Annotated in this window: 19 protein-coding genes and 1 pseudogene; 9 read left to right on the top strand and 11 right to left on the bottom strand. The window is 64.0% G+C overall.

The features are described from left to right. Positions 1-95: 95 nt before the first annotated feature. Together OGL93_RS09900 and OGL93_RS09895 are read right to left on the bottom strand one after the other, a co-directional pair. Complete coding sequence (locus OGL93_RS09900) at positions 96-359, bottom strand: DUF3253 domain-containing protein (RefSeq protein WP_263262461.1); 264 nt, start codon at positions 357-359, stop codon at positions 96-98. Positions 360-361: 2 nt separating this feature from the next. Further along, positions 362-1,519 carry an aldose epimerase family protein gene (locus tag OGL93_RS09895; RefSeq protein WP_263262460.1) on the bottom strand — a complete coding sequence of 386 codons (1,158 nt, stop codon included), beginning with the start codon at positions 1,517-1,519 and terminating at the stop codon, positions 362-364. A 229-nt stretch (positions 1,520-1,748) separates the two neighbouring features. Between OGL93_RS09895 and OGL93_RS09890 the strand changes: the two genes are divergently transcribed. The 4 genes and pseudogenes from OGL93_RS09890 (at position 1,749) to araH (ending at position 6,301) form a co-directional block, all read left to right on the top strand. After that, positions 1,749-2,633 carry an SMP-30/gluconolactonase/LRE family protein gene (locus OGL93_RS09890; RefSeq protein ID WP_263262459.1) on the top strand — a complete coding sequence of 295 codons (885 nt, stop codon included), beginning with the start codon at positions 1,749-1,751 and terminating at the stop codon, positions 2,631-2,633. Between the two features lie 209 nt (positions 2,634-2,842). After that, positions 2,843-3,766: pseudogene (locus tag OGL93_RS09885) on the top strand (substrate-binding domain-containing protein); the annotation flags it as partial. Positions 3,767-3,789: 23 nt separating this feature from the next. Then, entirely contained in the window at positions 3,790-5,340 is a 1,551-nt protein-coding gene (araG, locus tag OGL93_RS09880; RefSeq protein WP_263262457.1) for an L-arabinose ABC transporter ATP-binding protein AraG, read from the top strand. A gap of 19 nt (positions 5,341-5,359) precedes the next feature. Continuing rightward, positions 5,360-6,301 carry an L-arabinose ABC transporter permease AraH gene (gene araH / locus OGL93_RS09875; RefSeq protein WP_263262536.1) on the top strand — a complete coding sequence of 314 codons (942 nt, stop codon included), beginning with the start codon at positions 5,360-5,362 and terminating at the stop codon, positions 6,299-6,301. Positions 6,302-7,334: 1,033 nt separating this feature from the next. On the opposite strand, the gene OGL93_RS09870 is transcribed toward araH, so the two are convergent. Next, positions 7,335-9,950, bottom strand: coding sequence for a response regulator (locus OGL93_RS09870; RefSeq protein WP_263262456.1), 2,616 nt, complete (start codon positions 9,948-9,950; stop codon positions 7,335-7,337). Positions 9,951-10,236: 286 nt separating this feature from the next. On the opposite strand from OGL93_RS09870, the gene OGL93_RS09865 reads away from it, so the two are divergent. Further along, positions 10,237-12,801: a M10 family metallopeptidase C-terminal domain-containing protein gene (locus tag OGL93_RS09865; protein ID WP_263262455.1), complete on the top strand. Its 2,565-nt coding sequence runs from the start codon at positions 10,237-10,239 to the stop codon at positions 12,799-12,801. 84 nt (positions 12,802-12,885) lie between these two features. On the opposite strand, the gene OGL93_RS09860 is transcribed toward OGL93_RS09865, so the two are convergent. From OGL93_RS09860 to OGL93_RS09840, 5 genes are all read right to left on the bottom strand, one after another. Next, on the bottom strand, positions 12,886-15,417 hold the full coding sequence (locus OGL93_RS09860; protein WP_263262454.1) for an ATP-binding protein: 2,532 nt from the start codon (positions 15,415-15,417) through the stop codon (positions 12,886-12,888). 6 nt (positions 15,418-15,423) lie between these two features. After that, entirely contained in the window at positions 15,424-15,729 is a 306-nt protein-coding gene (locus OGL93_RS09855) for a DUF6482 family protein (protein WP_263262453.1), read from the bottom strand. 84 nt (positions 15,730-15,813) lie between these two features. Beyond that, positions 15,814-16,911: a tartrate dehydrogenase gene (locus OGL93_RS09850; RefSeq protein ID WP_263262452.1), complete on the bottom strand. Its 1,098-nt coding sequence runs from the start codon at positions 16,909-16,911 to the stop codon at positions 15,814-15,816. Between the two features lie 115 nt (positions 16,912-17,026). Beyond that, entirely contained in the window at positions 17,027-17,356 is a 330-nt protein-coding gene (locus OGL93_RS09845) for a hypothetical protein (RefSeq protein WP_263262451.1), read from the bottom strand. Between the two features lie 465 nt (positions 17,357-17,821). Beyond that, positions 17,822-18,271: a thioesterase family protein gene (locus OGL93_RS09840; RefSeq protein ID WP_263262450.1), complete on the bottom strand. Its 450-nt coding sequence runs from the start codon at positions 18,269-18,271 to the stop codon at positions 17,822-17,824. Positions 18,272-18,518: 247 nt separating this feature from the next. Here OGL93_RS09840 and OGL93_RS09835 point away from each other — a divergent pair, with 247 nt between their 5' ends. Beyond that, a complete protein-coding gene (locus tag OGL93_RS09835) occupies positions 18,519-19,931 on the top strand; it encodes a serralysin family metalloprotease (RefSeq protein WP_263262449.1) in 1,413 nt (470 codons plus the stop codon). Then, a complete protein-coding gene (locus tag OGL93_RS09830) occupies positions 19,903-20,301 on the top strand; it encodes a protease inhibitor Inh/omp19 family protein (RefSeq protein WP_263262448.1) in 399 nt (132 codons plus the stop codon). Before OGL93_RS09835 ends, OGL93_RS09830 begins: the two co-directional genes overlap by 29 nt. Positions 20,302-20,333: 32 nt before the next feature. Here the strand turns inward: OGL93_RS09830 and OGL93_RS09825 are convergent, their stop codons facing one another. The 3 genes from OGL93_RS09825 to OGL93_RS09815 all read right to left on the bottom strand — a co-directional run bounded on the left by OGL93_RS09825 (position 20,334) and on the right by OGL93_RS09815 (position 23,407). Then, positions 20,334-21,269, bottom strand: coding sequence for a site-specific integrase (locus OGL93_RS09825; protein ID WP_263262447.1), 936 nt, complete (start codon positions 21,267-21,269; stop codon positions 20,334-20,336). A 501-nt stretch (positions 21,270-21,770) separates the two neighbouring features. Beyond that, complete coding sequence (locus OGL93_RS09820; RefSeq protein ID WP_263262446.1) at positions 21,771-22,193, bottom strand: Rid family hydrolase; 423 nt, start codon at positions 22,191-22,193, stop codon at positions 21,771-21,773. Between the two features lie 479 nt (positions 22,194-22,672). Further along, positions 22,673-23,407 (bottom strand): GntR family transcriptional regulator, encoded by a 735-nt coding sequence (locus OGL93_RS09815; protein WP_263262445.1) that lies wholly within the window; start codon positions 23,405-23,407, stop codon positions 22,673-22,675. Between the two features lie 146 nt (positions 23,408-23,553). Here OGL93_RS09815 and OGL93_RS09810 point away from each other — a divergent pair, with 146 nt between their 5' ends. Beyond that, positions 23,554-24,069, top strand: coding sequence for a flavin reductase family protein (locus OGL93_RS09810; protein WP_263262444.1), 516 nt, complete (start codon positions 23,554-23,556; stop codon positions 24,067-24,069). A 15-nt stretch (positions 24,070-24,084) separates the two neighbouring features. Next, positions 24,085-25,149: an LLM class flavin-dependent oxidoreductase gene (locus OGL93_RS09805; RefSeq protein ID WP_263262443.1), complete on the top strand. Its 1,065-nt coding sequence runs from the start codon at positions 24,085-24,087 to the stop codon at positions 25,147-25,149. The last annotated feature ends 88 nt before the right edge of the window (positions 25,150-25,237 follow it).

Here is a 25,237-nt window from a genome sequence, read left to right as displayed (position 1 = left end):
GCCAGGGGAATCCGGCTACGTTACCCTCAGGCTTGGCATAAATAAAATTCATGTTGAGAATGTATTGGATTCTTTAAAGGAATCTCTCGGTTGTGTCAGCTGCTGAAGTTCGGCCCGCGGCGCAGGCGAATCGGCCCGTGGAAGGGGCCCTCGGCGGGAAGTTGCCGAGAGCCTTGGGTGATGACCACCTTGCCGGTGCGCGCCAAGGCCTGTGCCTGGGCGCGCACCGGGTCCATCAGTGCCCGCCAGGTATCGGCGTCGCCAAGCGCACGGGCGACGTCTGACGGGCAAATGGATGCGCCGGGGTCCCGCTGGGCCAGTAGCGCCAGCAAGCAGGCGCTGATCTCCCCGGCGTCCATGGTTACTGCGCGCTGAAGCGGAACAGCGTGGTCTGGGTGTAGGTCTTCCCTGGGTCCAGGCGGGTGCTGGCGAAATTGGGCTGGTTGGGCGCATCCGGATAATGCTGGGTTTCCAGGGTGAACGCGCCCCAGTGAGGGTAGGTCTTGCCGCCTTTGCCAGCAAAGCCCTTGAGGAAGTTGCCGGTGTACAGCTGCACTCCAGGCTCGGTGGTATACAGCTGCAGGCGCCGGCCGGAGCCCGGATCGGTCACCTCCGCGGCAAGCTTGCCCAGGTCGCCGGCGCTATCCAGTACCCAGTTGAAGTCGAAGCCGCCTTGTTGAGGTTCGGCGAATTTCAGCTGCTCATGGTCATCGCGGATGTGCTTGCCAAAGGCCACGGGATGGGTGAAGTCCATGGGCGTGCCGGCCACCGGCGCCAGTTCGCCGGTCGGGATCAGGGTTTTGTCGATGGGGGTGTAGCGCGCCGCATGCAGGGTCGCGACCTGGTTGAGGATGTCGCCTTCGCCCGCGCCAGCGAGGTTGAAGTAACTGTGGTTGGTGAGGTTGAGCACCGTGCTGCGGTCGGTGGTGGCTTTGTAGCGGATGCGCAGCACGTTGTCCTCGTTGAGGCTGTATTCGACCTCCACGTTCAAGTTGCCGGGGAAGCCCATTTCGCCGTCGGCGGAGTGGTAGCTCAGCGTTACCCCGACCCAGCCCTTCTCATCGGTTTCGCGGGCCTTCCACACATGCTTGTCGAAGCCCTTCGGGCCGCCGTGCAGCGCGTTCGGGCCATCATTTACCGGCACCTGGTACTGCTTGCCGTCGAGGGTGAACTGGCCCTTGGCCAAGCGATTGCCGAAGCGCCCGATGGTGGCGCCGAAGTATACGTCCCCGTGTGCCTGGTAGCCCTGCACGTCATCGAAGCCCAGCACCACGTCTGCCAATTGGCCGTTGCGGTCGGGCACCAGCAGCGATTGTAGCGTTGCGCCGTAGGTCAGGATGCTTGCCTGTACCCCGTGGCTGTTGCGCAACAGATAGCGCTCCACTGGGGTGCCATCGTCGAGGGTCGCGAAGCTGGCGTGTTCACGGGTCAGGCCAGCGGCTTGCACGGTACCTGCCGCCAGGCTGATGGCCAGGGCCAGGCCGGCCGCCTGGCCGCTGCGTGCGAGGAAGGGTTTCATGGGCGTTCTCCGTACGGTTGTTGTTATGGATAAACGGGTAGCCGCGATCGCGACCTCTTGAATATAGTCATACCAATTTCAACGGCAAGCGGTGCAGGTTTGGTCATGGTTGAGGTCACATGCCTCGCAACCGAGGGCTTGAAGTCTAAATAGTAATATTATTTAATGCCTCAGTCCTGTCAGCCGCGGTTGGCTCGAACGTACAACAACAATTAAAAGCGGAGGCGCCATGCACTGGCAGCCTGTTTTGCCCGAACGCTTCAAGCTGGGTGAAGGGCCTTTCTGGGACCCGCCGACCCAAGCGTTGTATTTCGTCGACATCGCAGGGCATCTGGCCTGTCGCCTCGATGCTGGGGGCTTGACCCGTTGGGCGCTGAGCGAACCGGTGTCGGCATTTATCCCCACCACCCGCGGTGATGCCCTGGTGGCCTTGGCCAGCGGCCTGTATCGGCTTGACCTGACCTCTCCCACAGACCGCCCCAGCCTGCGCTTGTTCACCGAGGTGGATCCGGTTGCCGGAAATCGCCCCAACGAAAGCCGCTGCGATCCCCAGGGCCGGCTGTGGCTCGGCACCATGCAAAACAACCTTACCCCCAGCGGCGGTGACCTGCCCGTGACCCGCGACAGCGGCGGGCTGTTCCTGATCAGCCCCGGAGCAGGCGCGCCCCAGGTCACGCCGTTGCTCGAAGGCCTGGGCATCCCCAATACCCTGGAATGGAGCGCGGACGGCCGCTATCTGTATTTCGCCGACAGCCGTGCCGGCCAGCTCTACCGCTACGGCCTTCGGCCCGACGGCAGCCTGGGTGAGCGTGAGGCCTGGGCCGCCGATGGGCCTGGCGCCCCGGACGGGTCCGCGCTGGATAGCCAGGGCTATCTCTGGAACGCCCGCTGGGGTGCCGGCTGCCTGTTGCGCTTCGACCCAGAAGGGCGCATCGCCCAGCGCATCGAAGTGCCGGTGAGCCACCCCACCAGTTGTGTCTTCGGCGGCCCGGACCTGCGCACGCTTTATCTGACTTCGGCAACGCCAGCGGCAGGGCAGAGCGCCCTCGACGGTGGTTTGTTCAAGGCAACAGTGGAGGTAGCCGGCAGGCCGTGCCATCGCTTCGCCGGCTGATGGACCTGCGCACGTGGGCTTGAGTGACACTTCGTTACATATTGCCCACAGCGCTGTGCTTGACTGAACTCGCGGTAATCGGCCCCGCCGGTACCGTTCGGCTTTCTAACAAGAACAAGGAGTGAGCCATGCCCCTATCCAAAGGGTTCCGCGTCTTTTGTGGCGCCGTAGCAACCACCGCCGCGCTGGGGTGGGCGGCACAGGCGCCTGCCGCCGACGAGGTGAAGATCGGTTTTCTGGTCAAGCAAGCGGAGGAGCCCTGGTTCCAGACCGAATGGGCTTTCGCCGAGAAAGCCGCCAAGGCCAAAGGCTTCACCCTGCTGAAGATCGCCGTGCCAGATGGCGAAAAAACCCTCGCTGCCATCGACAGCCTGGCCGCCAACGGGGCCAAGGGCTTCGTGATCTGCGCGCCAGACGTTTCCCTAGGCCCTGCCATCGTGGCCAAGGCCAAGGCCAACGACCTCAAGGTCATGGCCGTGGACGACCGCTTCGTCGACGCCAAGGGCAACTTCATGGAAGACGTGCCGTACCTCGGCATGGCTGCGTTCGAAGTGGGCCAGAAGCAGGGCGCGGCCATGGCCGGCGAGGCGAAGAACCGTGGCTGGGACTGGAAAGACACTTGGGCGGTGATCAACACCTATAACGAACTGGACACCGGCAAGAAGCGCACCGACGGCTCGGTGGACGCACTGAAGAAAGCCGGTTTGCCCGAAGACCATATCGTGTACGCCCCGCAGAAAACCCTGGACGTGCCCGGCAGCATGGACGCCACTAACTCGGCCCTGGTGAAGCTGCCGTCGGCTGCCAAGAACCTGATCGTGGGCGGCATGAACGACAACACGGTGCTGGGCGGGGTAAGGGCCACCGAGAGCGCGGGCTTCAAGCCGGCCAACGTCATCGGCATCGGCATCAACGGCACCGATGCCATCGGTGAGCTGAAAAAGCCGGACAGTGGCTTCTTCGGTTCGATGCTGCCTAGCCCCCACATCGAAGGCGAGCGGACCGCGACCCTGGTCTATGAGTGGGTAACCACTGGCAAGGAGCCGCCCAAGTACACCGCCATGGACGAAGTGACCCTCATCACCCGCGCCAACTTCAAGCAAGAGCTTGAGAAAATCGGCCTGTGGAATTGAGCCCGTCCGCGAGGAATTCCCCGATGTTGTCGACCGTTTCGCAACCCCGAGCCCCCGAGGCGCTTTCATTCAGGGGCATTGGCAAGCAGTTTCCGGGCGTGCGCGCCCTGGCCGATATCAGTTTCACCGCGTACCCCGGGCAAGTGCATGCCCTGATGGGCGAGAACGGCGCGGGTAAATCCACGCTGCTGAAAATCCTCGGCGGCGCCTACACGCCGTCGGAGGGCGAGCTGCAACTGGGCGAGCGCGTGCTGAAGTTCCGCAATGCCGCGGACAGCCTGGCCAGCGGCATCGCGGTCATTCACCAGGAGCTGCACCTGGTGCCAGAGATGACCGTGGCGGAGAACCTCCTGCTAGGGCACTTCCCGTCGCGCCTGGGGATCGTCAACCGGCGCGCGATGCACAAGCGCGCCCGCGAGCTGCTGCACGGGCTGGCGGAGGAGATCCATCCACAAACGCGCCTGGGCGACCTGTCGCTCGGGCAGCGGCAGCTGGTGGAAATCGCCAAGGCGTTGTCTCACGACGCCCGGGTGATCGCGTTCGACGAGCCCACCAGCAGCTTGTCGGCGCGGGAAATCGACCGCCTGATGGGGATCATCGGCCACCTGCGCGACGAGGGCAGAGTGGTGCTGTACGTGTCGCACCGGATGGAGGAAATCTTCCGCATCTGCGATGCGGTGACGGTCTTCAAGGATGGCCGCTACGTGCAGACTTTCGAAGACATGGCCGTGCTCAGCCATGACAAGCTGGTGACCTGCATGGTTGGCCGCGACATCCAGGACATTTACAACTACCGCGCCCGGCCTCACGGCGATATCGCGCTGGAAGTCAATGGCCTGCAGGGCCCCGGGGTGCGCTCGCCGGCCAGCTTCGTGGTGCGCCAGGGCGAAGTGCTGGGCTTCTTCGGCCTGGTCGGGGCCGGGCGCACCGAGCTGCTGCGGCTGCTTTCGGGCCTGACCCCGGCGACCGCCGGCGACGTGCACCTCGATGGTCACCGGCTGAAACTGGCCACCCCGCGCGATGCCATCGCCGCGGGCATTCTGCTGTGCCCCGAGGATCGCAAGAAAGAGGGCATCGTGCCGTTGGCCAGCGTGGGCGAGAACATCAACATCGGCGCGCGGCCGTTGCACGTGCGCCTGGGGTGCCTGCTGCGTGGCCGTTGGGAGCGCGACAACGCCGAAAAGCAGATCCGTGCGTTGAACGTAAAAACGCCTTCGGCGGACCAAGCGATGCTCTACCTCTCCGGCGGTAACCAGCAGAAGGCTATTTTGGGCCGCTGGCTGTCTTTGCCGATGAAGGTGCTGCTGCTCGATGAGCCCACCCGCGGCATAGACATCGGCGCCAAGTCCGAGATCTACCAGATCATCCATAACCTGGCGGCCAATGGCGTGGCGGTCATCGTGGTGTCCAGCGACCTGATGGAGGTGATCGGTATCTCCGACCGGGTGGTGGTGATGTGCGAAGGCGCTGTCACCGGCCAACTGCCCCGTGCCGATGCCAATGAATCCAGCCTGCTGCAACTGGCCCTGCCCGGCGCCCGTGTGGCTTCAGAACAAGAGGTGAAACATGGCTAGCGTACCCCACACCCCGTTGATGTCTGCCCACCGGTTGAACCTGCGGCGGTTCCTCGACGACTGGGTCATGTTGCTGGCGGCCATCGCGATCTTCGCTGGCTCCGCCATCTTCATCGACAACTTCCTCTCGCCGCTGAACATGCGCGGCCTGGGGCTGGCGATCTCCACCACCGGGATCGCCGCCTGCACCATGCTGTTCTGCCTGGCGTCCGGGCACTTCGACCTCTCGGTAGGCTCGGTCATCGCCTGCGCCGGGGTCATCGCCGCGGTGGTGATGCGCGACACCGACAGCGTGGTCTACGGCGTGGGCGCGGCGTTGGGAATGGGGCTGGTGGTTGGCCTGATCAACGGCATCGTGATCGCCAAGCTGCGGATCAACGCCTTGATCACCACGCTGGCGACCATGCAGATCGTCCGCGGCCTTGCCTACATCTTTTCCAACGGCAAAGCCGTGGGCGTGATGCAAGAGGACTTCTCGATCTTCGGCAACGGCCAGCTGTATGGAGTGCCGGTGCCGATCGTGATCACGCTGTTGTGCTTCCTCTTCTTCGGCTGGCTGCTCAACTACACCACCTATGGGCGCAACACCATGGCCATTGGCGGTAACCAGGAGGCCGCACGGCTGGCCGGTGTGGCAGTGGACCGCACCAAGATCGTGATCTTCGCGGTGCATGGCGTGGTCGGCGCGCTGGCTGGCGTGGTGCTGGCCTCGCGGATGACCTCCGGCCAGCCCATGATCGGCCAAGGCTTCGAGCTGACGGTGATTTCCGCCTGCGTGTTGGGCGGGGTGTCGCTCGCCGGCGGCATCGGCATGATGCGCCACGTGATCGCTGGGGTATTGATCCTGGCGATCATCGAAAACGCCATGAACCTGAAGAACATCGATACCTTCTACCAGTACGTGATCCGCGGCAGCATCCTGTTGCTGGCAGTGATCATCGACCGCCTCAAGCAACGGTAGGTGCAAAGGCCGGGGGATGCGTTCGCTGGCGCCAGCTCCCACAGAGGTTGTTGTAGGGGCAGGCGAAGCCGGCGAACCTGTTGGACCTGTTGGACCTGTTGGACCTGTTGGACCTGTTGAACCTGTGGGACCGGGCAACGCCCGGGAACCGGCCCCTACCGCCCCCGCCGTGACCACGTTCACCCACGCTATCAGCACGTGATCCGCGACAGCATCCTGTTGCCGGCAGTGATCATCGACCGCCTCAAGCAGCGGTAGGTACAAAGGCCGGGATGCGTTCGCTGGCTGGCGCCAGCTCCTACAGAGGTAGTTGTAGGAGCAGGCGAAGCCGGCGACCTGTGGGGCCTGTGGGACCGGGCAACGCCCGGGAACCGGCCCCTACCGCCCCCGCCGTCACCGCGTTCACCCACGCTACCAGTACGTGATCCGCGGCAGCATCCTATTGCCGGCAGTGATCATCGACCGCCTCAAGCAGCGGTAAGTATAAAGGCCGGGATGCGTTCGCTGGCTGGCGCCAGCTCCCACAGAGGTTGTTGTAGGGGCGGGCGAAGCCGGCGAACCTGAGGGACCTGTGGGACCGGGCAATGCCCGGGAACCGGCACTACCGCCCCCCGCCCTGACCGCGTTCACCCACGCTACCAGTACGCGATCCGCGGCAGCATCCTATCGCTGGCAGTGACCAACGACCGCCTCAAGCAGCGGTAGGTGCAAAGGCCGGAGGATGCGTTCGCTGGCTGGCGCCAGCTCCCACAGAGGTGGTTGTAGGAGCAGGCGAAGCCGGCGAACCTGTGGGACCTGTGGGACCGGGCAACGCCCGGGAACCGGCCCTACCGCCCCCGGCGTGACCGCGTTCACCCACGCTACCAGTCCGTGATCCGCCACAGCATCCTGCTGCTGGCAGTGATCATCGACCGCCTCAAGCAGCGGTAGGTACAAAGGCCGGGGGATGCGTTCGCTGGCTGGCGCCAGCTCCTACAGAGGTTTTTGTAGGGCGGGCGAACCTGTAGGACCGGGCAACGCCCGGGAACCGGCGCTACCGCTCCGCCGTGACCTCGTTCACCAACGCTATCAACCGGGCCTGGGAGAATGGCTTGGCCAGGCGCGGAAGGTCCGCGATGGGGTCGGCCGTTACGTCGGCATAGCCAGAGACCAGGATCACCGGCAACCGCGGGCGCTGTTCGCGCACCCGCGCCGCCAGTTGGGCGCCGGTCATGTGCGGCATCGCGTGGTCGGTGATCAACAGGTCGAAGTCTTCCCGTTCCAGCCACGCCATGGCCTCGCGCGCCGACGTTGCCGTGCGGACCCGGTGCCCCAGTTCCTTGAGCATTTCCACGGTGTTGGTGAGCACCAGTTCATCGTCGTCCACCGTGAGAATGCTGAGCGGCGAACTCACGCTGGCCACGTCGTCGGCGCTTTCCACCGGGGCGGCTGGCCTGTCCTCGGGTGCGGCGGTCACCGGTAACCAGATCTCGGCGGTGGTGCCAACCCCTGGATTGCTACGCAGCCGCAAGGTTCCGCCGCACTGCTCGGCCAGGCCGAGCGCCATGGACAAGCCCAGCCCCGTGCCTTTGCCAACCCCCTTGGTAGTGAAAAACGGTTCGGTGGCGCGCTTGAGCGTAGCGTCGTCCATGCCTTCGCCGGTGTCGGCCACGCACAGGCACCAATAATCCCCTGGTTTGAGCTGGGGATCGTGGGCCGGCACGTGCTGCAGGCGCGCGCCGATGATGATCCGGCCCTGGCCGCCCATGGCGTCACGGGCGTTGACCGCCAGGTTGAGCAGTGCCGCTTCCAGTTGGTTGGGATCGGTCCGGACCCATGCCGGCACCAAGGCGAACGCGGTTTCCAGCTCGATGGTCGGGCCGAGCGAGCGCTGCAACAGCTCGCTCATGCCAGCCACCAGTTGGCTGAGCTCCACCGTTTCGGCGCGCAGCTCCTGGCGGCGAGCGAAGGCGAGCATGCGCGCGATCAACGATGCTCCACGTTCGGCGCCAGCCTTGGCGTTGTCCAGCAGGCGCAGCAGTGGCGGGTCCGCGGGCAGACGCCGGCGCAGCAGCTCGAGGCTGCCAAGCACGGCCATCAGCAGGTTGTTGAAGTCGTGGGCGATGCCGCCGGTAAGGTTGCCCAGCGCTTCCATCTTCTGCGCTTGCTGCAGCGCCTGCTCGGTACGGCGGATGTTCGCTTCGCTCACCCGCAAGGCTTCGGTGCGCTCGGCGACCCGGGCTTCCAGGTCCTGGCGGAAGCGCTCCTCGCTTTCGCGTCGCTGGGCTTCGGCCCGCACCCGCTCGATATGCGCCCAGGAGCGCTCGGTGACTTCCGTGAGCAATGACAGCTCTTGAGGCGTCCACTGCCGTGGCTGCCGGTCGTGGATCGCCATCAGCGCGGTCAAACGGTCCTCTTTGACCAGCGGCATGCAGATGGTCGCCGCCAGGCCCAGGCTCGAGAACGCCTCGGCCTCGTGCGGAGCCAGCTGGCGCGCGTTGTCGTGGAGAATCAGCGGCAGGCCGGCGTGCAGGTTCTTCATCGCCAGCTGGCCGAAACTGGCCAACCGGTAATGGCCAACGATGCTGCGCGATCCCGGCGCGTTCCAGTCTCCACGGATGGTGAATCCGTCTTGGTCTGCGTCCATGTCAGCGTAGGCACACACCGCGACGCCCAGGTGCTGGCCAAGCATCTGCATGGTGACCGCCATGATCACGTCCGCGTCGGTGCTGCGCGCGGTCTCTTTGCCGAGGGCGTCGAGGAAGTGCAGCCGCCGTTCGTTGGCGCGAACGGTTTCCTCGGCCTCGCGGCGGGCCGTGATGTCGGTGGCGGCGCCGAACCATTCGAGGATCTCGCCATCTTCGTTCATCAATGGCACCGCGCGGGACACCGCCCAGCCGAAGCTGCCGTCCATGCGCTTGATGCGGTGTTCCAGATAGAAGCTGGTTTTATCGCGGATGGCCTGTTCGATGGCTAGCCTTACCCGAGGCTGCTCGGCGGGCTGGATGTAGGTGTCCAGCCAACCGCGGGTAGGGCGGGTGTTGTCATGCACAACGCCGCGGCCTTCGAGCTGATGCAGCTCGTTCCAGTCTGGCGAAAGGCGATAGATCACATCGGCGGTGGCATTCACCAGTGCGCGGAAGCGTTGCTCGCTGTGCTGCAGGTTGCGCCGAGTGAGCACCTGCTCGGTGGTTTCCACCACCACTGCGATCACTCCGGCGGGCTGGCCGAGTTCGTCATACACCGGCGAGTAGTCCAGGTTCATCCACACCTGTTCGGACTGCCCGTTGCGATACAGGGTCAGCTCCTGATCCTTGTACGCCAGGGTTTGCCCGGTCAATACCACACGCATCACGTTGTCGTTGAAGTCGGCCACTTCCGGCCAGCCCTTGCGCACCTCGGAGCCGAGCAGGCGGGGGTGACGGCCACCGGCGAAGGCCGAGTAGGCGTCGTTGTAGATCATGATGCCCTTGACCCCCCACAGCAGCACCATGGGCACCGGCGAAGCCAGCAGCAGGGCGGTGACGGTCTTCAGGCTCTGCGGCCACCCGGCCAATGGGCCCAGGCCGCTGGGGGTCCAGTCATGCCGGCGGATGAGCTCGCCGAGCTCCCCACCATGGAGAAGTTGTGGGCTATCCGCGGAAGACGCCGCGGCAGGGTCCTGGATCATCGAAGCGAGGGTCCGTTATATGGCAGTAAGGCGGGCACATGCCCAAAGGCCTGGCGATCATAGCAGGAAGCGTTGCCGTCCAAGTCAGGCATCGTTCCGTCGGATCTGGCCTATGCTCAACCAACTATAGAGCCCGCAGGGGGTCACATGGTTTCGCCGGGCGATGTACGAAATGTTGTCTACGCTGAAAGACTTTTCATACATCCCTGATTCGCATCCGCCAGGCATGGCCATCGGGCCCGACCGGGCAGGCCTCGCGGCCTCCAGTACCAGACAGGAGCAATGCATGACCGAAGTATTTGACATCCGTGACTATGGCGCCAAAGGCAATGGCGCCGACGATACCGCCGCCATCCAGAAAGCCATCGACGCCGCGGCCGCGGCTGGCGGCGGCAAGGTGTATGTGCCAAGCGGTACCTGGGTAGTGTCCGATGGCGATGGCTCGGGCAACGCGCTGGCGCTCAAAAGTAACGTGACGCTCAGCGGCGACGGCGCGGGGGCGACCACCCTCAAACTGGCCGACGGCGCCACCGCAAGCACCCATTCGCTGCTGGGCGTGGCTGCCGGTGCCACCGTGCAGGACGCCTCGGTCAGCAACCTGACCCTAGACGGTAACCAGGCTCACGCCAGTGGCCAGATCAATGGCTGGTCACAGGTTGGCGCCGGTACGGTCACCAACCTGGTGATCGACGGCGTGACGGCCACTCATTTCAGCGGCAGCGGCTTCGACCTGACCGACCCGGCGGTCAACCTGACCGTGCGCAACAGCACCGCCAGCGGCAATACCCTCGACGGCTTCAGCCTCGGTGGTTCGCTGCCGGCGGCCACGTTCCAGGACAACCGCGGCGTCGATAACGGCCGTAACGGCATCAATGTGAATCTGGGCGGCGAAGCCCTGACCCTGACCGACAACGTGGCGTCGGGCAACGGTGCCGATGGCATCTACGTGCACAACGAAAGCGGCGTGGATACCGGCTACTTCAGCGTGATCGGTGGCGATGTGTACGACAATGCTGGCGACGGCGTGCGGGTGCGCGGCATCGAATACGGCGGCGTGTATCGCCTGGACATCCACGGCAACGGCGGCTCGGGCGTCGACTTGCAAGGGACCACTCACGTAGAGGTCGCCAGCAACGTCATCCACGGCAACTCCCAGACCAGCGACACGGCCGAAGTCGCGATCCGCAGCCTGGGTTCGAACAACGGCAGCCAGAACTTCGTTTACGACAACCTCATCACCGGTGGGGCCAACTCCACCTGGGGCGTGGCCGAGATCCCTTCGGACACCGCTGGCGTCGACGGCAGCCTGATCTTCGGCAACGTGGTCAACGGCACCCAACTGGGCGACATCAACGCCGTGGGCACCGACACTCAGGTCACCAATAACAGTGATGTACTGATCCTGCGGGGCAGCGCCGCGGCCGATGACATCGCGGGCAGCCGTGCCGACGAGTTGATCAGTGGCGGGGCTGGCAACGACCGCATCGACGGGGCGTCGGGGAATGACGTGATCGTTGGCGGCGCGGGTGCCGACCAACTCACCGGCGGCAGCGGCAGCGACGTGTTCCGCTTCACCCAGGTCAGCGACAGCTACCGTACCGCGTCCAGCTCGCACACGGACCGCATCACGGACTTCAACGACTCCACCGACCGCCTCGACCTCACCGCGCTCGGGCTGGTAGGCCTCGGCAATGGCCACCATGGCACGCTCAAGGTCACCTATAACGCCAGCACCGACACCACCTACCTCTCCAGCCTGGATGCAGACAGCCAGGGCAATCGCTTTCAGCTGGCGCTGAGCGGCAACCACCTGACCACCCTGGGCGCGGACAATTTCTTCTCGCTCACCACCGGTACCGGTCATAACGATCGGCTGGTCGGCACCACCGCCGACGACACCTTGGTAGGCAATGCCGGGCGCGATGCATTGCTGGGCGACGGCGGCGCGGATCGCCTGCTGGGCGGCAGCGGCGGCGACACCCTCACCGGCGGTGCGGGCGCCGACACCTTCGTCTACACCAATGTCAGCGACAGCTATCGTAACGACGCCAGCGGCAGCTATGCCCAGCGCGACTTGATCGTAGACTTCAACAGCAATGGCCACGACCGTATCGACCTGACCGCCCTGGGCTTCACCGGCCTGGGTAACGGCCATGACGGAACGCTGAAGGTGGTGTTGAACCTGGCTGGGGACTACACCGCCTTGAAGTCCTTGGACCCAGACGCCAACGGCAACCGGTTCGAGATCCTGCTCAAGGGCAATCACCTCTACGACTTGACCGCCACCAACGTGCTGTTCGCCAATCCTGACCCTACCCATAGCGACTCGTCGCAGCCCATCACCCATCTGGATCTGGCCGGGACTTCAGGGGCAGATACCCTCTACGGCGACTGGGGCAACGACACCCTGACGGGCCTGGCGGGCAACGATACGCTGGCAGGCAGCGTGGGCGATGATCTGCTGGTGGGCGGGGCGGGCAGCGACCGCCTGACCGGAGGCTCCGGCGCGGACACCTTCCGCTACAACAGCATCGGCGACAGTTTCGTGGGCTCGGCTGACCTGATCACGGACTTCTCCAGCGAGCGCGACCACCTGGACGTCTCCGCATTGGGCTTCACCGGCCTGGGCGATGGCACCGATGGCACGCTGAAGGTGAGCTACAACGCCAGCGCCGATCGCACCTATATCCGCAGCAACGAAGCCGATACTGCGGGGCACAAGTTCCAGGTCACCCTGGTAGGCGATTACAGCCACACCTTGACCAATGACCAGTTCGTATTCGCCACCGCGGATCACGCCACTGAAGTGCAAGCGCTCGGCGTGGCGGCTCCTACCGACCATACCGCGTAGGCCACGCCGTGAATCGTGGGCTTCGCCCCGCTCCTACACCAGCGCTGTAGGAGCGGGCGAAGCCCGCGAACGGTCGCCTGAAGGCTAGGGCACCGTTGTTTCGATCAAATCCCTTATCCGCCGCGCCAGGCTATCGACCGAGAACGGTTTGGTCAGCACATGCATGCCATCCTGCACCGGCCCGTTTTCGAATACGCTGGACTCGGCATACCCGGTGATGAACAGCACCTTGAGGTCGGGGCGGCGAACCCGCGCCGCATCGGCCATTTGCCGGCCGTTCATGCCCCCAGGCAGGCCAACGTCGGTAATCAGCAGGTCGATCTCAAGGCTTGAGTTGAGGATCTGCAAACCTGCACGGCCGTCGCCCGCTTCCACTGCGTGGTAGCCCAGGTCCTCCAACACCTCGGTGACCATGATGCGCACCGTCGGCTCGTCGTCGACGATCAGCACGGTCTCACCCAGTTCGGCCCGTGGCGGCGCCCCGGTGGGTACGGTGGGCGTGTCATGAACCTCGCCCAGGTGGCGGGGCAGGTATAGCGTCACCACGCAACCGCGCCCCGGCTCGGAATGAATTCGCGCCTGCCCACCGGACTGGCGAATGAACCCATAGATCATCGACAGCCCAAGGCCGGTGCCCATGCCGATGGGCTTGGTGGTGAAGAAGGGTTCGAACGCCTTGGCCGCCACTTCAGGTGCCATGCCGGTGCCGGTGTCCGAGACCGCGAGCGCCACGTACTCACCGGCCGCCAGGTCGAATGCCTTGGCACCCCGCTCGTCGATCTGCCGGTTGCGGCTGCTGATCGTCAGCGTGCCGCCATCGGGCATGGCGTCGCGAGCGTTGATGCACAGGTTGAGCAGCGCATTCTCCAGCTGGTGCGGGTCTATCAACACGCTCCAGAGGTCGGTGCTCAGGTCGCTGATGATCGACACCGAAGGCCCCACGGTGCGCGAGATCAGCTCTTCCATGCCTTTGACCAGGCGATTGACCCGGGTCGGCTTGGGCGCCAGGGTCTGCCGTCGTGAGAACGCCAGCAGCCGGTGGGTGAGGGCAGCGGCACGCCTGGAGGCGCCTTGTGCGGCGTTGATGTAGCGGTCCAGGTCTTGGGTCCGGCCTTGGGCGATCCGGCTTTGCAGCAGTTCGAGGCTGCCGGAGATGCCGGTGAGCAGGTTGTTGAAATCGTGGGCGATGCCGCCCGTCAACTGGCCGACGGCTTCCATCTTTTGTGACTGGCGCAGTTGCTCTTCGGAGCGCAGCAGCTCGCGGGTGCGCTCGGCCACCAGTTGCTCCAGCCGCGCGTTGAGCTGCTGAAGCTGATGCTCGGCGCGGCGGCGTTCGATGGCAGTGCGGGTTCTTTCGCCCAATTCCCGGGTAAATTCGATGTCCTCGCGGCTCCAGCCACGGGGGTGGCGGCTGTCAGCGAACATCAGCGCCACCAGGTGATCGCCCTCCATCAGCGGAACGTTGAGGAAGGCGCGCACCTGGAAGGGCTCGAAACGGCCTGGCAGAGGGATTCGCGGCTCCGCCTGCACGTCGCTGACGGCGATGGTTTCGCCTGCGAACAGGTCGTCGACGAAAGTGCCCAACTGGCGCAGGTCATGCAGGCCCACCAGGGAGGTACGGCCGTCGCTGGTCCAGTCCCGCTGCACCTCGACCCGGCCGGGCGCACCGCCGATCAGGCAATAACCGGCGCGGTTGGCTTCCAGCACGTTGCCCAGGATCTCCGCGGCGACCGCGGCGATGTCATCCGGCTCCTCCATCACCCGCAGGCGGTCACTCAAGTGCAGCAGCCCCTCGCGCCGTTGCGCGGCGCGGCGTAACTCGCTGACGTCTTGGAAGATGACCATGAAGCGGTCGGCCGGTAGGGGATGCAGGCGCCCCTCATACCAGCGCCGCACATCGTCAAGGGGCCGAATGAACGGCATGGACTGCCCGCTCTCGGCGACGCGCGCGGCATCGGTGACCCAGCCCGGCGCCAGGTTCGGGAACAGTTCGCGCAACGTGCGCGCACGTACGGCCTCGGCGGGGCGCTCGAACACGCGGCAGCAGGCGGGGTTCACGTCGAGGAAACGCCAGTCCACCGCTTGGCCGTCTTCGTCGCGTATCACTTCGGCCAGGGCGAAGGCTTCATCGAAATGCTCGAACAAGCCACGCCAGTGCCGCTCGCTCTGCTCCAGTGCGCGTTCAGCCGCGCGCCGCTCGGTGATGTCGGTGAACAGCACAGAGATCCGGTGTAACTCCGGGGCGCCGATACGCGCCGCCTGAACCATGAAGTAGCGGCCCAGTGCCCGGGCCTCGCTTTCGAATTGCACCGGTTCCCCGGTGCGCGCGACCTGGCCATAGACGTCGAACCAGTGCTCGTCGTGGTCAGGCACCATCTCGCGTATCCAGCGGCCCTCGGCGTGGGCCAGCCCGGTGTGCTTTTCGAAGGCGCGGTTCACGCTCAGGAAGCGGTAGTTGTCCGCCATGCCGCTGGCATCGAAGCGCACCTCGATGATGCAAAAGCCGATGTCGCTGGCGTCGAACACATCGCCCTTGAGGGCACTGAGTTCAGCCCGCAAGGTCGCGTTTTCCGCCAGAAGTTGGTCTCGAGTGCCCTGCGCTGCGCGAACGTCCATGAGAATTCAGTGGCTGCTGTGAAGTGGAATCCGTTCGCGCGAATCCGTCAGCGCGTGGTCTTGGCCGATCATCTCGTCATAAACGGCAGGCTGCACCAGAAAGAGCGGCACGCTGTCCGGCACGTCCACCAACAGTTTGCGTGCCTGATCGACCGATGCCACATGCAGCGTTTCGCCCGTGGCGTCGAGCACCCGTTGCGATTCACCTTCAACGACCGCGTGGAGCGTGTAGGAGCCGCCTTCGACGGACACAAGGTTCAGCTCGGTTACGCCTCCAGCCTTCACGTTGCCGGCAAGATCTTCGACCTTCATGCTGATTCCTCTGGTTTGGGTACTTGATTATTCGAGAGAGGCTTGCGCCGCTAGTTCAGAAATGCCGCCAGGTTGCCGTTCGCTTCAGGCGCGGCCGGCGTGGCGGATCTGCTCGACGATCGCCGCGCCCAGCTCTAGCGTAGTGCCGGTGCCGCCGAGGTCCGGTGTGAGCGGGGCCTGTTCCGGCCCTCGGGCCAACACCGCCTCGATCGCCCGCAGTAGCGCCGCGCCCGCCTGCGCATGGCCGAGATGCTCGAGCATCATCGCCCCGCACCAGATCTGCCCGATCGGGTTGGCAATGCCGCGGCCGGCGATGTCCGGGGCTGAACCATGGACCGGCTCGAACAGGCTCGGAAAGGTGCGCTCAGGGTTGATGTTGGCCGACGGTGCGATGCCGATGGTGCCGGTGCACGCTGGGCCGAGGTCGGAAAGGATATCGCCGAACAGGTTGCTGGCCACCACTACGTCGAACCAGTCGGGGTGCAGCACGAAATGCGCGGCGAGGATATCGATATGAAAACTGTCCACGCGCACGTCGGGGTACGCCACCTGCATCGCTCGCACCCGCTCGTCCCAGTACGGCATGGTGATGGCGATGCCGTTGGACTTGGTGGCGGAGGTGAGTTGGCGACGCGGCCGGCGATTGGCGAGTTCGAAGGCGAAGCGCAGGATGCGGTCCACGCCCACGCGCGTCATCACGGTTTCCTGCAGCACGATCTCCCGCTCGGTGCCGGGGAACATGCGCCCGCCGACGCTCGAATATTCCCCCTCGGTGTTCTCCCGCACCACATAGAAGTCGATTTCACCCGGTTGACGCCCGGCCAGGGGGGAGCGCACGCCAGGCATCAGCCTGCACGGGCGCAAGTTCACGTATTGGTCGAAGCCACGGCGAAACTGCAGCAGCGATTCCCAGAGCGACACATGGTCGGGGACCACCGCCGGCCAACCCACGGCGCCGAAGTACAGAGCGTCGTAGCCTTTGAGAAGGTCGAACCAGTCGTCCGGGAGCATTTTGCCGTGGGCCAGGTAGTAGTCGGCGCAGGCGAAATCGAAGTGATCCCACTGCAGCTGGAGCCCGAACACCTCGGCAACGGCTTGCAGCGCCCGAATGCCCTCAGGCATGACCTCGGTACCGATGCCGTCGCCGGCGATTACGGCGATACGGTGCGCTGTTGCATTCATGCCGGGGCTCCTGTCGATGGCAGGGGCCATTGTGCAGGCTTGCCTCGGGGGCCGCCAGCGCGCGCAAAAAAAAGAAGCCCGGCAAGCGGGCTTCAGAGGGGGTAGCTCGGGTCGATCAGTAGTAGCGGTCGATGACATGAACGCCGGCGGCGTGTTGCGCGGCTTGCCATTCCTGCTTGAGGGTATGCAGCACTCGGCTGACGAATTCACGGTCGGCGGCGGCCTTCTTGCCGACGTAGCCCAGGCCCCGGCGGTAGGTGCGCAAGCGGGCCCGCATGTTCGGGCGGGTGCTTTCGAACTCGGCTTCCTCGGAGTGGGGCGCCAGCCCTTCGACATGGACCTGGCCCGACTCGCAAACCCACAGGATATGGCTGTCGTTACGGTCTTTGCGGATGGCCAGCAGTTGCGCCAGTTGGTCGATCGTTGGTTCGTTGTTCAGGTTCATGTTCATAAGTCCCTTGACCGCTCGTTGGTCTGTCTGGTGGTTGGTATGAACCCGATGTAGCAATGACAGGTAGGCACTACACACAAATCGCAGGCATGGGGTAGGGCGCAATCGGGATGCGGAAGGGGATGACGCGAGGTACACCCACAAGTCGCTCGATATTGCGCCGACTGCCCAACCCTTGTTCGGATGAAGCGTCAGCCGTGTCAATCTGCCTTGTGGGCAGGTACATCAGGAACAGCCCGGCGGCTCGCCGGACAGGCACAGAGTCGTTTACAAGCTCTCCCGATCGGGGAGACGTCTGCATCATGCAAGGGGGAAACGCTGCCGTCAACGGTTTTGTAGTGTAAATTTTTAAGCACTACATATTGTCCGACAATACTGCATTTCAAGGCGCTTTTGGCTTACACGGCGTGGTTCGCGCCAGCGCCAGGCGTGTCATTTACCCAGCGCCTCATACGCCGCTCATGTCAGGCCAGGGCTGGCCAACGGCGCCAGGGCGGCCCGCAACGGCTCTGGCAACGCGGGCAGTGGGCGGCGGTCGGAGGCTTGCACGTACACGTGCACAAACTGCCCCTGCGCCGCGGCCCGGTCGCTACCTTCCGCGAAGATGCCCAACTCGTAACGCACGCTGCTCCGGCCCAGGTTGGCGACCCGAAGGCCGACCTCCAGCGCCTGCGGGAAAGCCACCGACTCGAAATAATCGCAATGGGTATGCACTACCAGCCCCAACCAGTCGACGGCGGGCCCCAGCAGGCCACGCTCGAGCAGGAAACGGTTCACTGCCGTATCGAACCAGGCGTAATACACTACGTTGTTGACGTGCCCGTAGCTGTCGTTGTCTGCCCAGCGGGTCTGGATTGGCTGCCAGTGGGGAAAAGCACTGCGAGGTAAGGCCGCGGCGCGGTCAGTCATGAGGGCTCCTTGCGAAGGTTTTGCCCTGAGCGTAACCGGCGGGCGCCTGCGCCACCAGCGCAGTTGAACCAACGGGCTTTCGCCTTTCGTCGCCTGCCCGGGTAAAGCCTGTGAGCGGGATGGCGGGCGCTGCAGACCTGTGCCAGCTTTCATATAGAAGGCGAGGCTCTCAAGGTGCGGCCGCTGTTGCCTGGACCCTGGAGCGCGCCCGAGCATGCTCGCTATTCCTCCAAGTAGGGTTACCTAGATGTCTGACCTTGAGCCTGTCACTGCCGCTGTCGACCTTTCCCAAACCAGCAAGGCCTACGACCGCCTTAACAGTTACCTTCATCAATACGACCGAGGCACGGGCTATATCAATGGCCACCCGTCCTACACGGTCGACCAGGCCGCCGCGCAGATCGACCGCTACGGCTACCACTTCAACGACACCAACGGCGACGGCACGGTCGCGCTCACCTATAGCTTCACCCAGGCCAAGCCGGCGGACTTCGACAGCAACCTGGGCGACTTCATCGCGTTCAATGCCCAGCAGCAGGCCCAGGCGAAGCTGGCCATGCGCGGCTGGGCGGACGTCGCCAACATCACCTTCACCCAGGCCGCCAGCGGAGGTGAGGGGCACCTGGCGCTGGCCAGCTATTCGGTGTCCCATGGTGAAGCCGCGTTTGCCTATTACCCCAGCGGCAGCAGCCACGATGGCCAGTCCTGGTATTGGGTCAGCGATGACTACCGCTACAACGCCGAAGCGGGCCTGAACAACTACGGCGGGCAGACCCTGGTACATGAACTCGGCCATAACCTGGGCCTGGCGCATCCAGGCGACTATGACGCCTGGAACGGGGTGCTGAGCTATGACGACGACGCCGTTTACGCCGAGGATTCGCGCGGCTACAGCGTGATGAGCTACTGGGACGAATACTTCACCGATCAGAACTTCGCCAATGCCTATGCCTCGGCGCCCCTCATGGACGATATCGCCGCTATCCAGCGCCTGTACGGCGCCAACCTGGACACCCGTTCCGGCGGCACCATCTATGGCTTCCATTCCAACAGCAACCGCGCCGAAACCACGGCGACCTCGGCGCACAGCACCTTGATCTTCTCGGTATGGGATGGCGGCGGGGTCGATACCCTGGACTTTTCCGGCTACAGCATGAACCAGCGCATCAACCTGCATGACGCCAGCTTCTCGGACGTGGGGGGCTTGGTGGGGAACGTATCCATTGCCCAAGGGGTGACCATCGAAAAGGCCATCGGCGGGCGTGGCAACGACTACCTGCTCGGTAACGACGCTGCCAACGAGCTGACAGGGAACGCGGGCAACGACCTGCTCGCTGGCGGCCGCGGGGCAGACAAACTGTGGGGAGGCGTCGGCGACGACACCTTCATTTATTTCGCCCGGTCCGATTCCACCGCCGCCGCGGCCGACCGGCTGATGGACTTTGCCACCGGCCACGACCGCATTGACCTCTCCGCATTGTCCACCGCCGGCAACGATATCATCCACTTCAGCAGAACCCTCGACGGCACGGCCGGGGCTGCGGTACTGCGCGATGCCAGCTACGGGACCAACTTGTCGATCGACTTCAATGGCGACCACACCGCGGACTTCGTGATCAAGATCCTTGGCGATGCGCACACCAGTGATTTTCTCGTTTAGCCCCCGCAGCCTGGCGCGGCCACTGCTGTGGTTGTGCGCGGGTGCGGCGGTGGCGCCCGCACTCGCCAGCAGCCTGGCGCCGGCCAGCTCCCAGGCGTTGGTCGGCAATTGGGTGTTGTTTCCTGATGGCCGCAGGGGGGAGGGTTGCGTGCTCAGCCTGGCCCCGGACAACCGGGCGAGCAGTCACGATCCACATTGCGGAGCGGCCTGGCTCAGCCACCCGATCGCCGCCTGGGCCAGCAAGCCAGACGGCATCGCGTTGTCCAGGGGCGACCTGCATACGTTGCTGATGCTCACGCCGGTGGGCGGCGGCCATTTTCGCGGGCGCACCCGGCAAGGGTTGGTATTGTGGCTGGAGCGGGCCGACTGACCTCGCGGCCCGTTGTGGGCGCGGCCGCTGCTCTATGACTGCGCTAGATGCCCCAGCGCCAGCCCACCAAAGGAGTCAGCTGGGTCGATGTAGCGCATGGCTGACTTGATGTCCTTCCAGCCCACGTAATTCATCAACGACTTCATATCCCAGCCATTGCTCACCGCCCAGGTAGCGAAGCCGCGGCGCAGCGAATGGCTGGTCAGGGCGTCGCCGTCTAGGCCTGCGCGGGCGAACGCGCCACGGATCAAGGGGATGAAGCTGCTGGCATGCAGGCCCGCTTCCCCGAGGTTGCCCCAGCGGTCGAGGCGGCGAAACACCGGGCCATGAGCGATGCCTGCGGCTTCGATCCAGGCGCTATAAGCCTTGACCGGGCATAGGGTGCGCAGGGCGGGGATACGCGCTTGCTGCCCCAGCGCCTGGCGGTCGCCCTTGCTGTGGGCAAGGAAGAACGTGAGCGCCGCACCGGGCTCGACCTGGATGTGCTCCACCCGCAAGCGGGCCAGCTCGTCACTGCGCAGGCCCTTCCAGAAGCCGAGCAAGAGCAGGGCCAGGTCGCGCCGCGCGCGCAGCAGGTCAGGCAGGTTTTGCAGTTCGCGAGCGTGCTGCGCCTGCACCTCGAGCCGTTCGCAAACCTGCTGCAAATGCAACAGCGGCAGGGGTATCGCTTGCCGCGGTGGGGCCGGGTGCAGGGTACGGATGCCGCGCAGCACCTGGCGCACCATGGGCGCCTTGGTAGGGTCTGGAAAGCCTTGGCTGATGTGCCATTGGGCGATGGCGGCGAGGCGCTGGCGCAGGGTGCTCACCGCATGGCTCCCGGCGTGGTCCGCCAGGTAACGGGCGACGCTTTCCGCCGTGGCTGGCAACAACCCGCCCCAGCTCACCTCGAAATGCTCCAGCGCCGCTTTATAGCTGCGCCGGGTATTGGCGCGGGTAGCCGCCTGAATGTACTGATCTACGCGATTCATGCTGCCTTCTTCGCCCCCGTGATCCGCGAAATGCCGGATACTTCAGGAATAAGCCTCTCTCCAGGGAAAAACCTTGGCCTTCATATCAGTGCGCAACCCTGGGCGGTCTTTTTGCGCGGCGAGCTTACGCTCCCGATGATGAGTTCGGCTTGCCCAAATGCGGTTGAAATAGCCTTAGATATCTGCAGAAGGGCCGCGTGATGATACGCGGGTCCGCGGGTTTCGGTTAAAAACAGATGTTACCCGCGCAGTTGCCTCGTTGTTTGATACAACTTGTTTGATACAACCGGGGAGCATTGCTGATGTATGGCAAGAGTGGCCTTGCCGATTCACCCACCAGTCACTGGCGACCCCAGCTACGCACTGGAGCGCAAAGGCCCGGAAGGACGTCCAAAGCCACTATCGAGCGCAAAGGCCTTCCTCCAGGGGCATCGGTGCCTAGAAACCACTGGTCGCGCCTGCTAGGCATTGGCAAGCGCCCCGTGGCCTCGTGCGCCATTGCTAGAGGCTGATGGTCACTCGCTCCTGAGGGCCCCTGGCCGCGCCTTTATAGGCAGTGACCTCGATCTCGAACAGGTACTCTGGCCCGCCCAGCGGCCCGCAGCTTACGCAGTGGGCGTGGTCGATGCCACGAAACCGCTCACCGATGAAAGCCATTACCGCCGGCACGTCGGCCTGGTTGGGAATGAAAATGCGTGAGCGCACCACATCGGCCAGCTCTGACCCCAGGGCCAGCAGGGCGCCTTCCACATTGCGCAGGGCGTTCTCAGCCTGGCCCAAGGCAGTTTCGGGCATCACCCGGCTCTTGTAGTCGCGCCCCGACGTGAGCGACATAAAGATCCAGTTGTCCACACATACGGCGCGGGAGAAGCTTTCTTTTTCTTCCAGGATGCTGCCAGATTTGAGTTTAACGATAGTAGCCATGGGCGTTGTACTTCCTTCGGTTCATGGTAAGTGCCAGGCAGCTCTTGCGCTGGGTATCGCGATAGCAAGTGACTTGAACAGGCTCGGGGTCGGCGGTTAATCACCGGCTGCGACGGGTATCGAGAATATTGCCTTTTGATGATTATCAACAATCCTTGGCCTGTCAATCGGGCTTGATTCCGCCAGATTGGCGCCTGAAGGCGGGCACGCAAGCCCGTGCCAGGATGCGCTTAGCGTTCGGAATTGATTTTTGAGGGAGCTTAACTGGCTGAATTAGATGGGTTTGCGTGGCACAAACGCGTTAAATGACGGCGGGCCGGGCCTGGTCGCTCGCTTGGGGAAAGCGGGATTTGTGTGCGCCGACGGGGCAGGCTTTAGGGGTGACAGCCCGTTCGCGCACCTGAACGGGGCATAAAATAATCTAGATTTTTCCAAGCTGGCACGGGTGCGATGACACACCGTGCCAGCAGTGCGAACGCTTAACGCGTAAGTACCGGCGGCGCTTCCTGGCCTGTCTCACCGGCCCCCACGTGAGCCAGGTAACGCTCTACGGCGCGGTCGAATTTTGCCTGCCAGATGTGCTCAGCCCGCGGCAGGTCGGCGGCTTTGATGGCTTCATAAAGCGCCAGTACGTAATTGGTCGCATCGCTTTCACGATCGGTATAGGCAATGCGCGAGAGGTTGTTGAACCGGTGTATCTCAGCCGTCAGTTCGGCGAAGTACCGCTCGCAGCGCTCCAGCCCGCTCGCTTCGACGATGGCTTGCTGGAACGCCAGGTCATTGGCCACGGAAGCCGCCTGGTCAGCCTGGCGCGCGAGCTTCAGGGCCTTGTTGGCCATGCCCTCCAAGTGCTTGAGCGTCCCCGGCGCGGGTGTTGCGTGCCCGCTCAGGAGTGCTTTCAACGCCAGCTTGCCCAAGGCTGACCGCAGGCTATACACCTCCAGGATCATCTCGACCTTGAGTTCGGCGACGATTGCGCCGCGGTTCACTCGCATTTCTACCAACCCCTCCCGGCTGAGGAGTCGCAACGCTTCGCGCACCGGATGGCGGGAGATACCCAACTGGTCGGTGAGCTGCTTCTCGATCAGACGCTCACCAGGCTTGAACCCGCCCTGAATGATTGCAGAGCGGATTTGCGACGCGGCGTATTCAGCGCTTTCCATATTGCTCATCGGGGCGAGGATCGACGCTGTTTTTTTTATGTTGGAAACCATAGTCCTGGCTCGTGACAAGTAATGCCCCGAGCTTACCACAGGGCAGGCCATGATGAAGATGATCAACAATTTCAGATCAGCGCTTGACCGATTGTTGACAATCTGCAATTTTAAAACTGTCTTCACGCCACAGTGGGTTCTTCACCATGGTTCATCCCGCCGTTCTCCCTGCTCTGCCAGATAGCTTCAAGCACGCCATGCGCCGGCTAGCGGCGACCGTGAGCGTGATCACCTGCTCCGAGGGGCAGCAGTGGTTCGGCCTGACGGCCACGGCGGTCACCTCATTGTGCGCAGAGCCGGCGTCGATCATTGCCTGCATCAATAGCGCCTCTTCGGTGTTGCCTGCCCTTAACGGTTCACGACGCTTTTGCGTGAACCTGCTAAACACCGAGCAGCACGCCATCTCGAACAATTTCGGCGGCCGCCTCAAGGGCGCCGAGCGCTTCAGCGAAGGCCAATGGGAAGTAGGCGAGGGCGGTGTGCCGTTCCTGGCGGGCGCCCAGGCCAACCTGTTTTGCGAGCTGGACCATAGCATCGCCTACGGCACCCACCTGATCGTGATCGGACGGGTTACTCAGGTGCATTTCGCCGAAACCGTGGCCCCGCTCATTTACCAGAACGGCAGCTACGCGGGCACCGCGCCGCTGGCCGCCTCTTTTTGATTAGGAGTACAACCCATGAAGTTCGGTATTTTCAGCCTCATGACCCTGCGCGACCACCCGCAAGGCGCCGCCGGCGTAATGGCCGATACCCGTGAAATGGTGCAGGCCGCCGAACAGGCGGGCTTCGACATCGCCTGGTTCGCCGAGCATCACTTCTGCAACTACTCCTCCTCGCCCTCACCGCTCATGATGGCCAGCTACGCCGCGGGTTGGACCTCCAAGATCAAGCTCGGCGCCGGCGTGCTGGTGCTGCCGCTGTACAACCCGCTGCGGGTGGCGCAGGAGATCGCCCTGCTCGATGTGCAGTCCCAGGGCCGCGCGGTGATCGGCCTGGGCACTGGCTATCAGGCGTTCGAGTTTGAGCGCTTCGGCGTAAACATCGACGACAAGGTCGATATCTTCCTGGAGTACTGGGAAGTGATCGAACAGGCGCTCACCCAAGGCGTAGTCGAATTTCACGGCAAGCACATCCAGGTGCCGCGTACCACCTTCTCGGTCAGCCCGATCCAGAAGCCGCTGCCACCGGTGTACTACACCTCCACCGGCCCGGCGCTGCTCGAGCGTTTCAAGCATACCGACGCGGTGCCGTTTCTGGCCGCCAGCACGCTGGGCTCACCGGTGCTGTACAAGATGATCGACGGCTTGAACGCCAACTGGGAAAAAGTCGGTGTAGCGCCCAAGAGCAAGCCGCTGTCGATCATGCAGTACGTGCACATCACCGATAGCCGCAGCGAAGCCTTGGAGGCCGGCGAGCGCGCACGTTATGTGGGCAGGTTGGCCCACCATTTGCGTCATAACGTCTTGCCCATGGATGGCAGCTTCATTCGCGACCAGGCCGTGGAGGGCGAGCAGAGCGTCGAGCAGTACGCCGACAACATCGTTTGCGGCAGCGTGGAAGAGGTTGCCGCGAAGCTGATCGACAATCTCCAACGCCTCGACCCCGCGCACTTTGCCTGCAACTTCCAGTTCGGCTGCATGCCGCTGGCGCGCGCCCGCCGTTCGCTGGAGCGGTTCACCACTGAAGTGTTACCGCTGGTCGAGCGCGAGCTGGGCCCACTGGAGAACATCGGCAAACGCTGATGGGTTCGCCCCCGCACCACGCGGAACAGCGTGGGCGGCCTACGCCTTGCAACTCCTTACTACTGCCACTTGATGGGTATGTGTGCAC

Source organism: Pseudomonas sp. RIT-PI-S (genome assembly GCF_025642975.1).
Lineage (GTDB): Bacteria > Pseudomonadota > Gammaproteobacteria > Pseudomonadales > Pseudomonadaceae > Aquipseudomonas.
This window is presented reverse-complemented; position numbering and strand designations above follow the sequence as displayed.

Excerpts from the sequence above, each read along its gene's own strand:
- OGL93_RS09865 (WP_263262455.1), top strand. The coding sequence starts at position 10,237 with ATGACCGAAGTATTTGACATCCGTGACTATGGCGCCAAAGGCAATGGC.
- OGL93_RS09850 (WP_263262452.1), bottom strand. The coding sequence starts at position 16,911 with ATGAATGCAACAGCGCACCGTATCGCCGTAATCGCCGGCGACGGCATC.
- OGL93_RS09845 (WP_263262451.1), bottom strand. The coding sequence starts at position 17,356 with ATGAACCTGAACAACGAACCAACGATCGACCAACTGGCGCAACTGCTG.
- OGL93_RS09830 (WP_263262448.1), top strand. The coding sequence starts at position 19,903 with ATGCGCACACCAGTGATTTTCTCGTTTAGCCCCCGCAGCCTGGCGCGG.
- OGL93_RS09840 (WP_263262450.1), bottom strand. The coding sequence starts at position 18,271 with ATGACTGACCGCGCCGCGGCCTTACCTCGCAGTGCTTTTCCCCACTGG.
- araG (WP_263262457.1), top strand. The coding sequence starts at position 3,790 with ATGTTGTCGACCGTTTCGCAACCCCGAGCCCCCGAGGCGCTTTCATTC.
- OGL93_RS09805 (WP_263262443.1), top strand. The coding sequence starts at position 24,085 with ATGAAGTTCGGTATTTTCAGCCTCATGACCCTGCGCGACCACCCGCAA.
- OGL93_RS09895 (WP_263262460.1), bottom strand. The coding sequence starts at position 1,519 with ATGAAACCCTTCCTCGCACGCAGCGGCCAGGCGGCCGGCCTGGCCCTG.
- OGL93_RS09820 (WP_263262446.1), bottom strand. The coding sequence starts at position 22,193 with ATGGCTACTATCGTTAAACTCAAATCTGGCAGCATCCTGGAAGAAAAA.
- OGL93_RS09900 (WP_263262461.1), bottom strand. The coding sequence starts at position 359 with ATGGACGCCGGGGAGATCAGCGCCTGCTTGCTGGCGCTACTGGCCCAG.
- OGL93_RS09890 (WP_263262459.1), top strand. The coding sequence starts at position 1,749 with ATGCACTGGCAGCCTGTTTTGCCCGAACGCTTCAAGCTGGGTGAAGGG.
- OGL93_RS09835 (WP_263262449.1), top strand. The coding sequence starts at position 18,519 with ATGTCTGACCTTGAGCCTGTCACTGCCGCTGTCGACCTTTCCCAAACC.
- araH (WP_263262536.1), top strand. The coding sequence starts at position 5,360 with ATGTCTGCCCACCGGTTGAACCTGCGGCGGTTCCTCGACGACTGGGTC.
- OGL93_RS09855 (WP_263262453.1), bottom strand. The coding sequence starts at position 15,729 with ATGAAGGTCGAAGATCTTGCCGGCAACGTGAAGGCTGGAGGCGTAACC.
- OGL93_RS09810 (WP_263262444.1), top strand. The coding sequence starts at position 23,554 with ATGGTTCATCCCGCCGTTCTCCCTGCTCTGCCAGATAGCTTCAAGCAC.
- OGL93_RS09860 (WP_263262454.1), bottom strand. The coding sequence starts at position 15,417 with ATGGACGTTCGCGCAGCGCAGGGCACTCGAGACCAACTTCTGGCGGAA.
- OGL93_RS09825 (WP_263262447.1), bottom strand. The coding sequence starts at position 21,269 with ATGAATCGCGTAGATCAGTACATTCAGGCGGCTACCCGCGCCAATACC.
- OGL93_RS09815 (WP_263262445.1), bottom strand. The coding sequence starts at position 23,407 with ATGGTTTCCAACATAAAAAAAACAGCGTCGATCCTCGCCCCGATGAGC.
- OGL93_RS09870 (WP_263262456.1), bottom strand. The coding sequence starts at position 9,950 with ATGATCCAGGACCCTGCCGCGGCGTCTTCCGCGGATAGCCCACAACTT.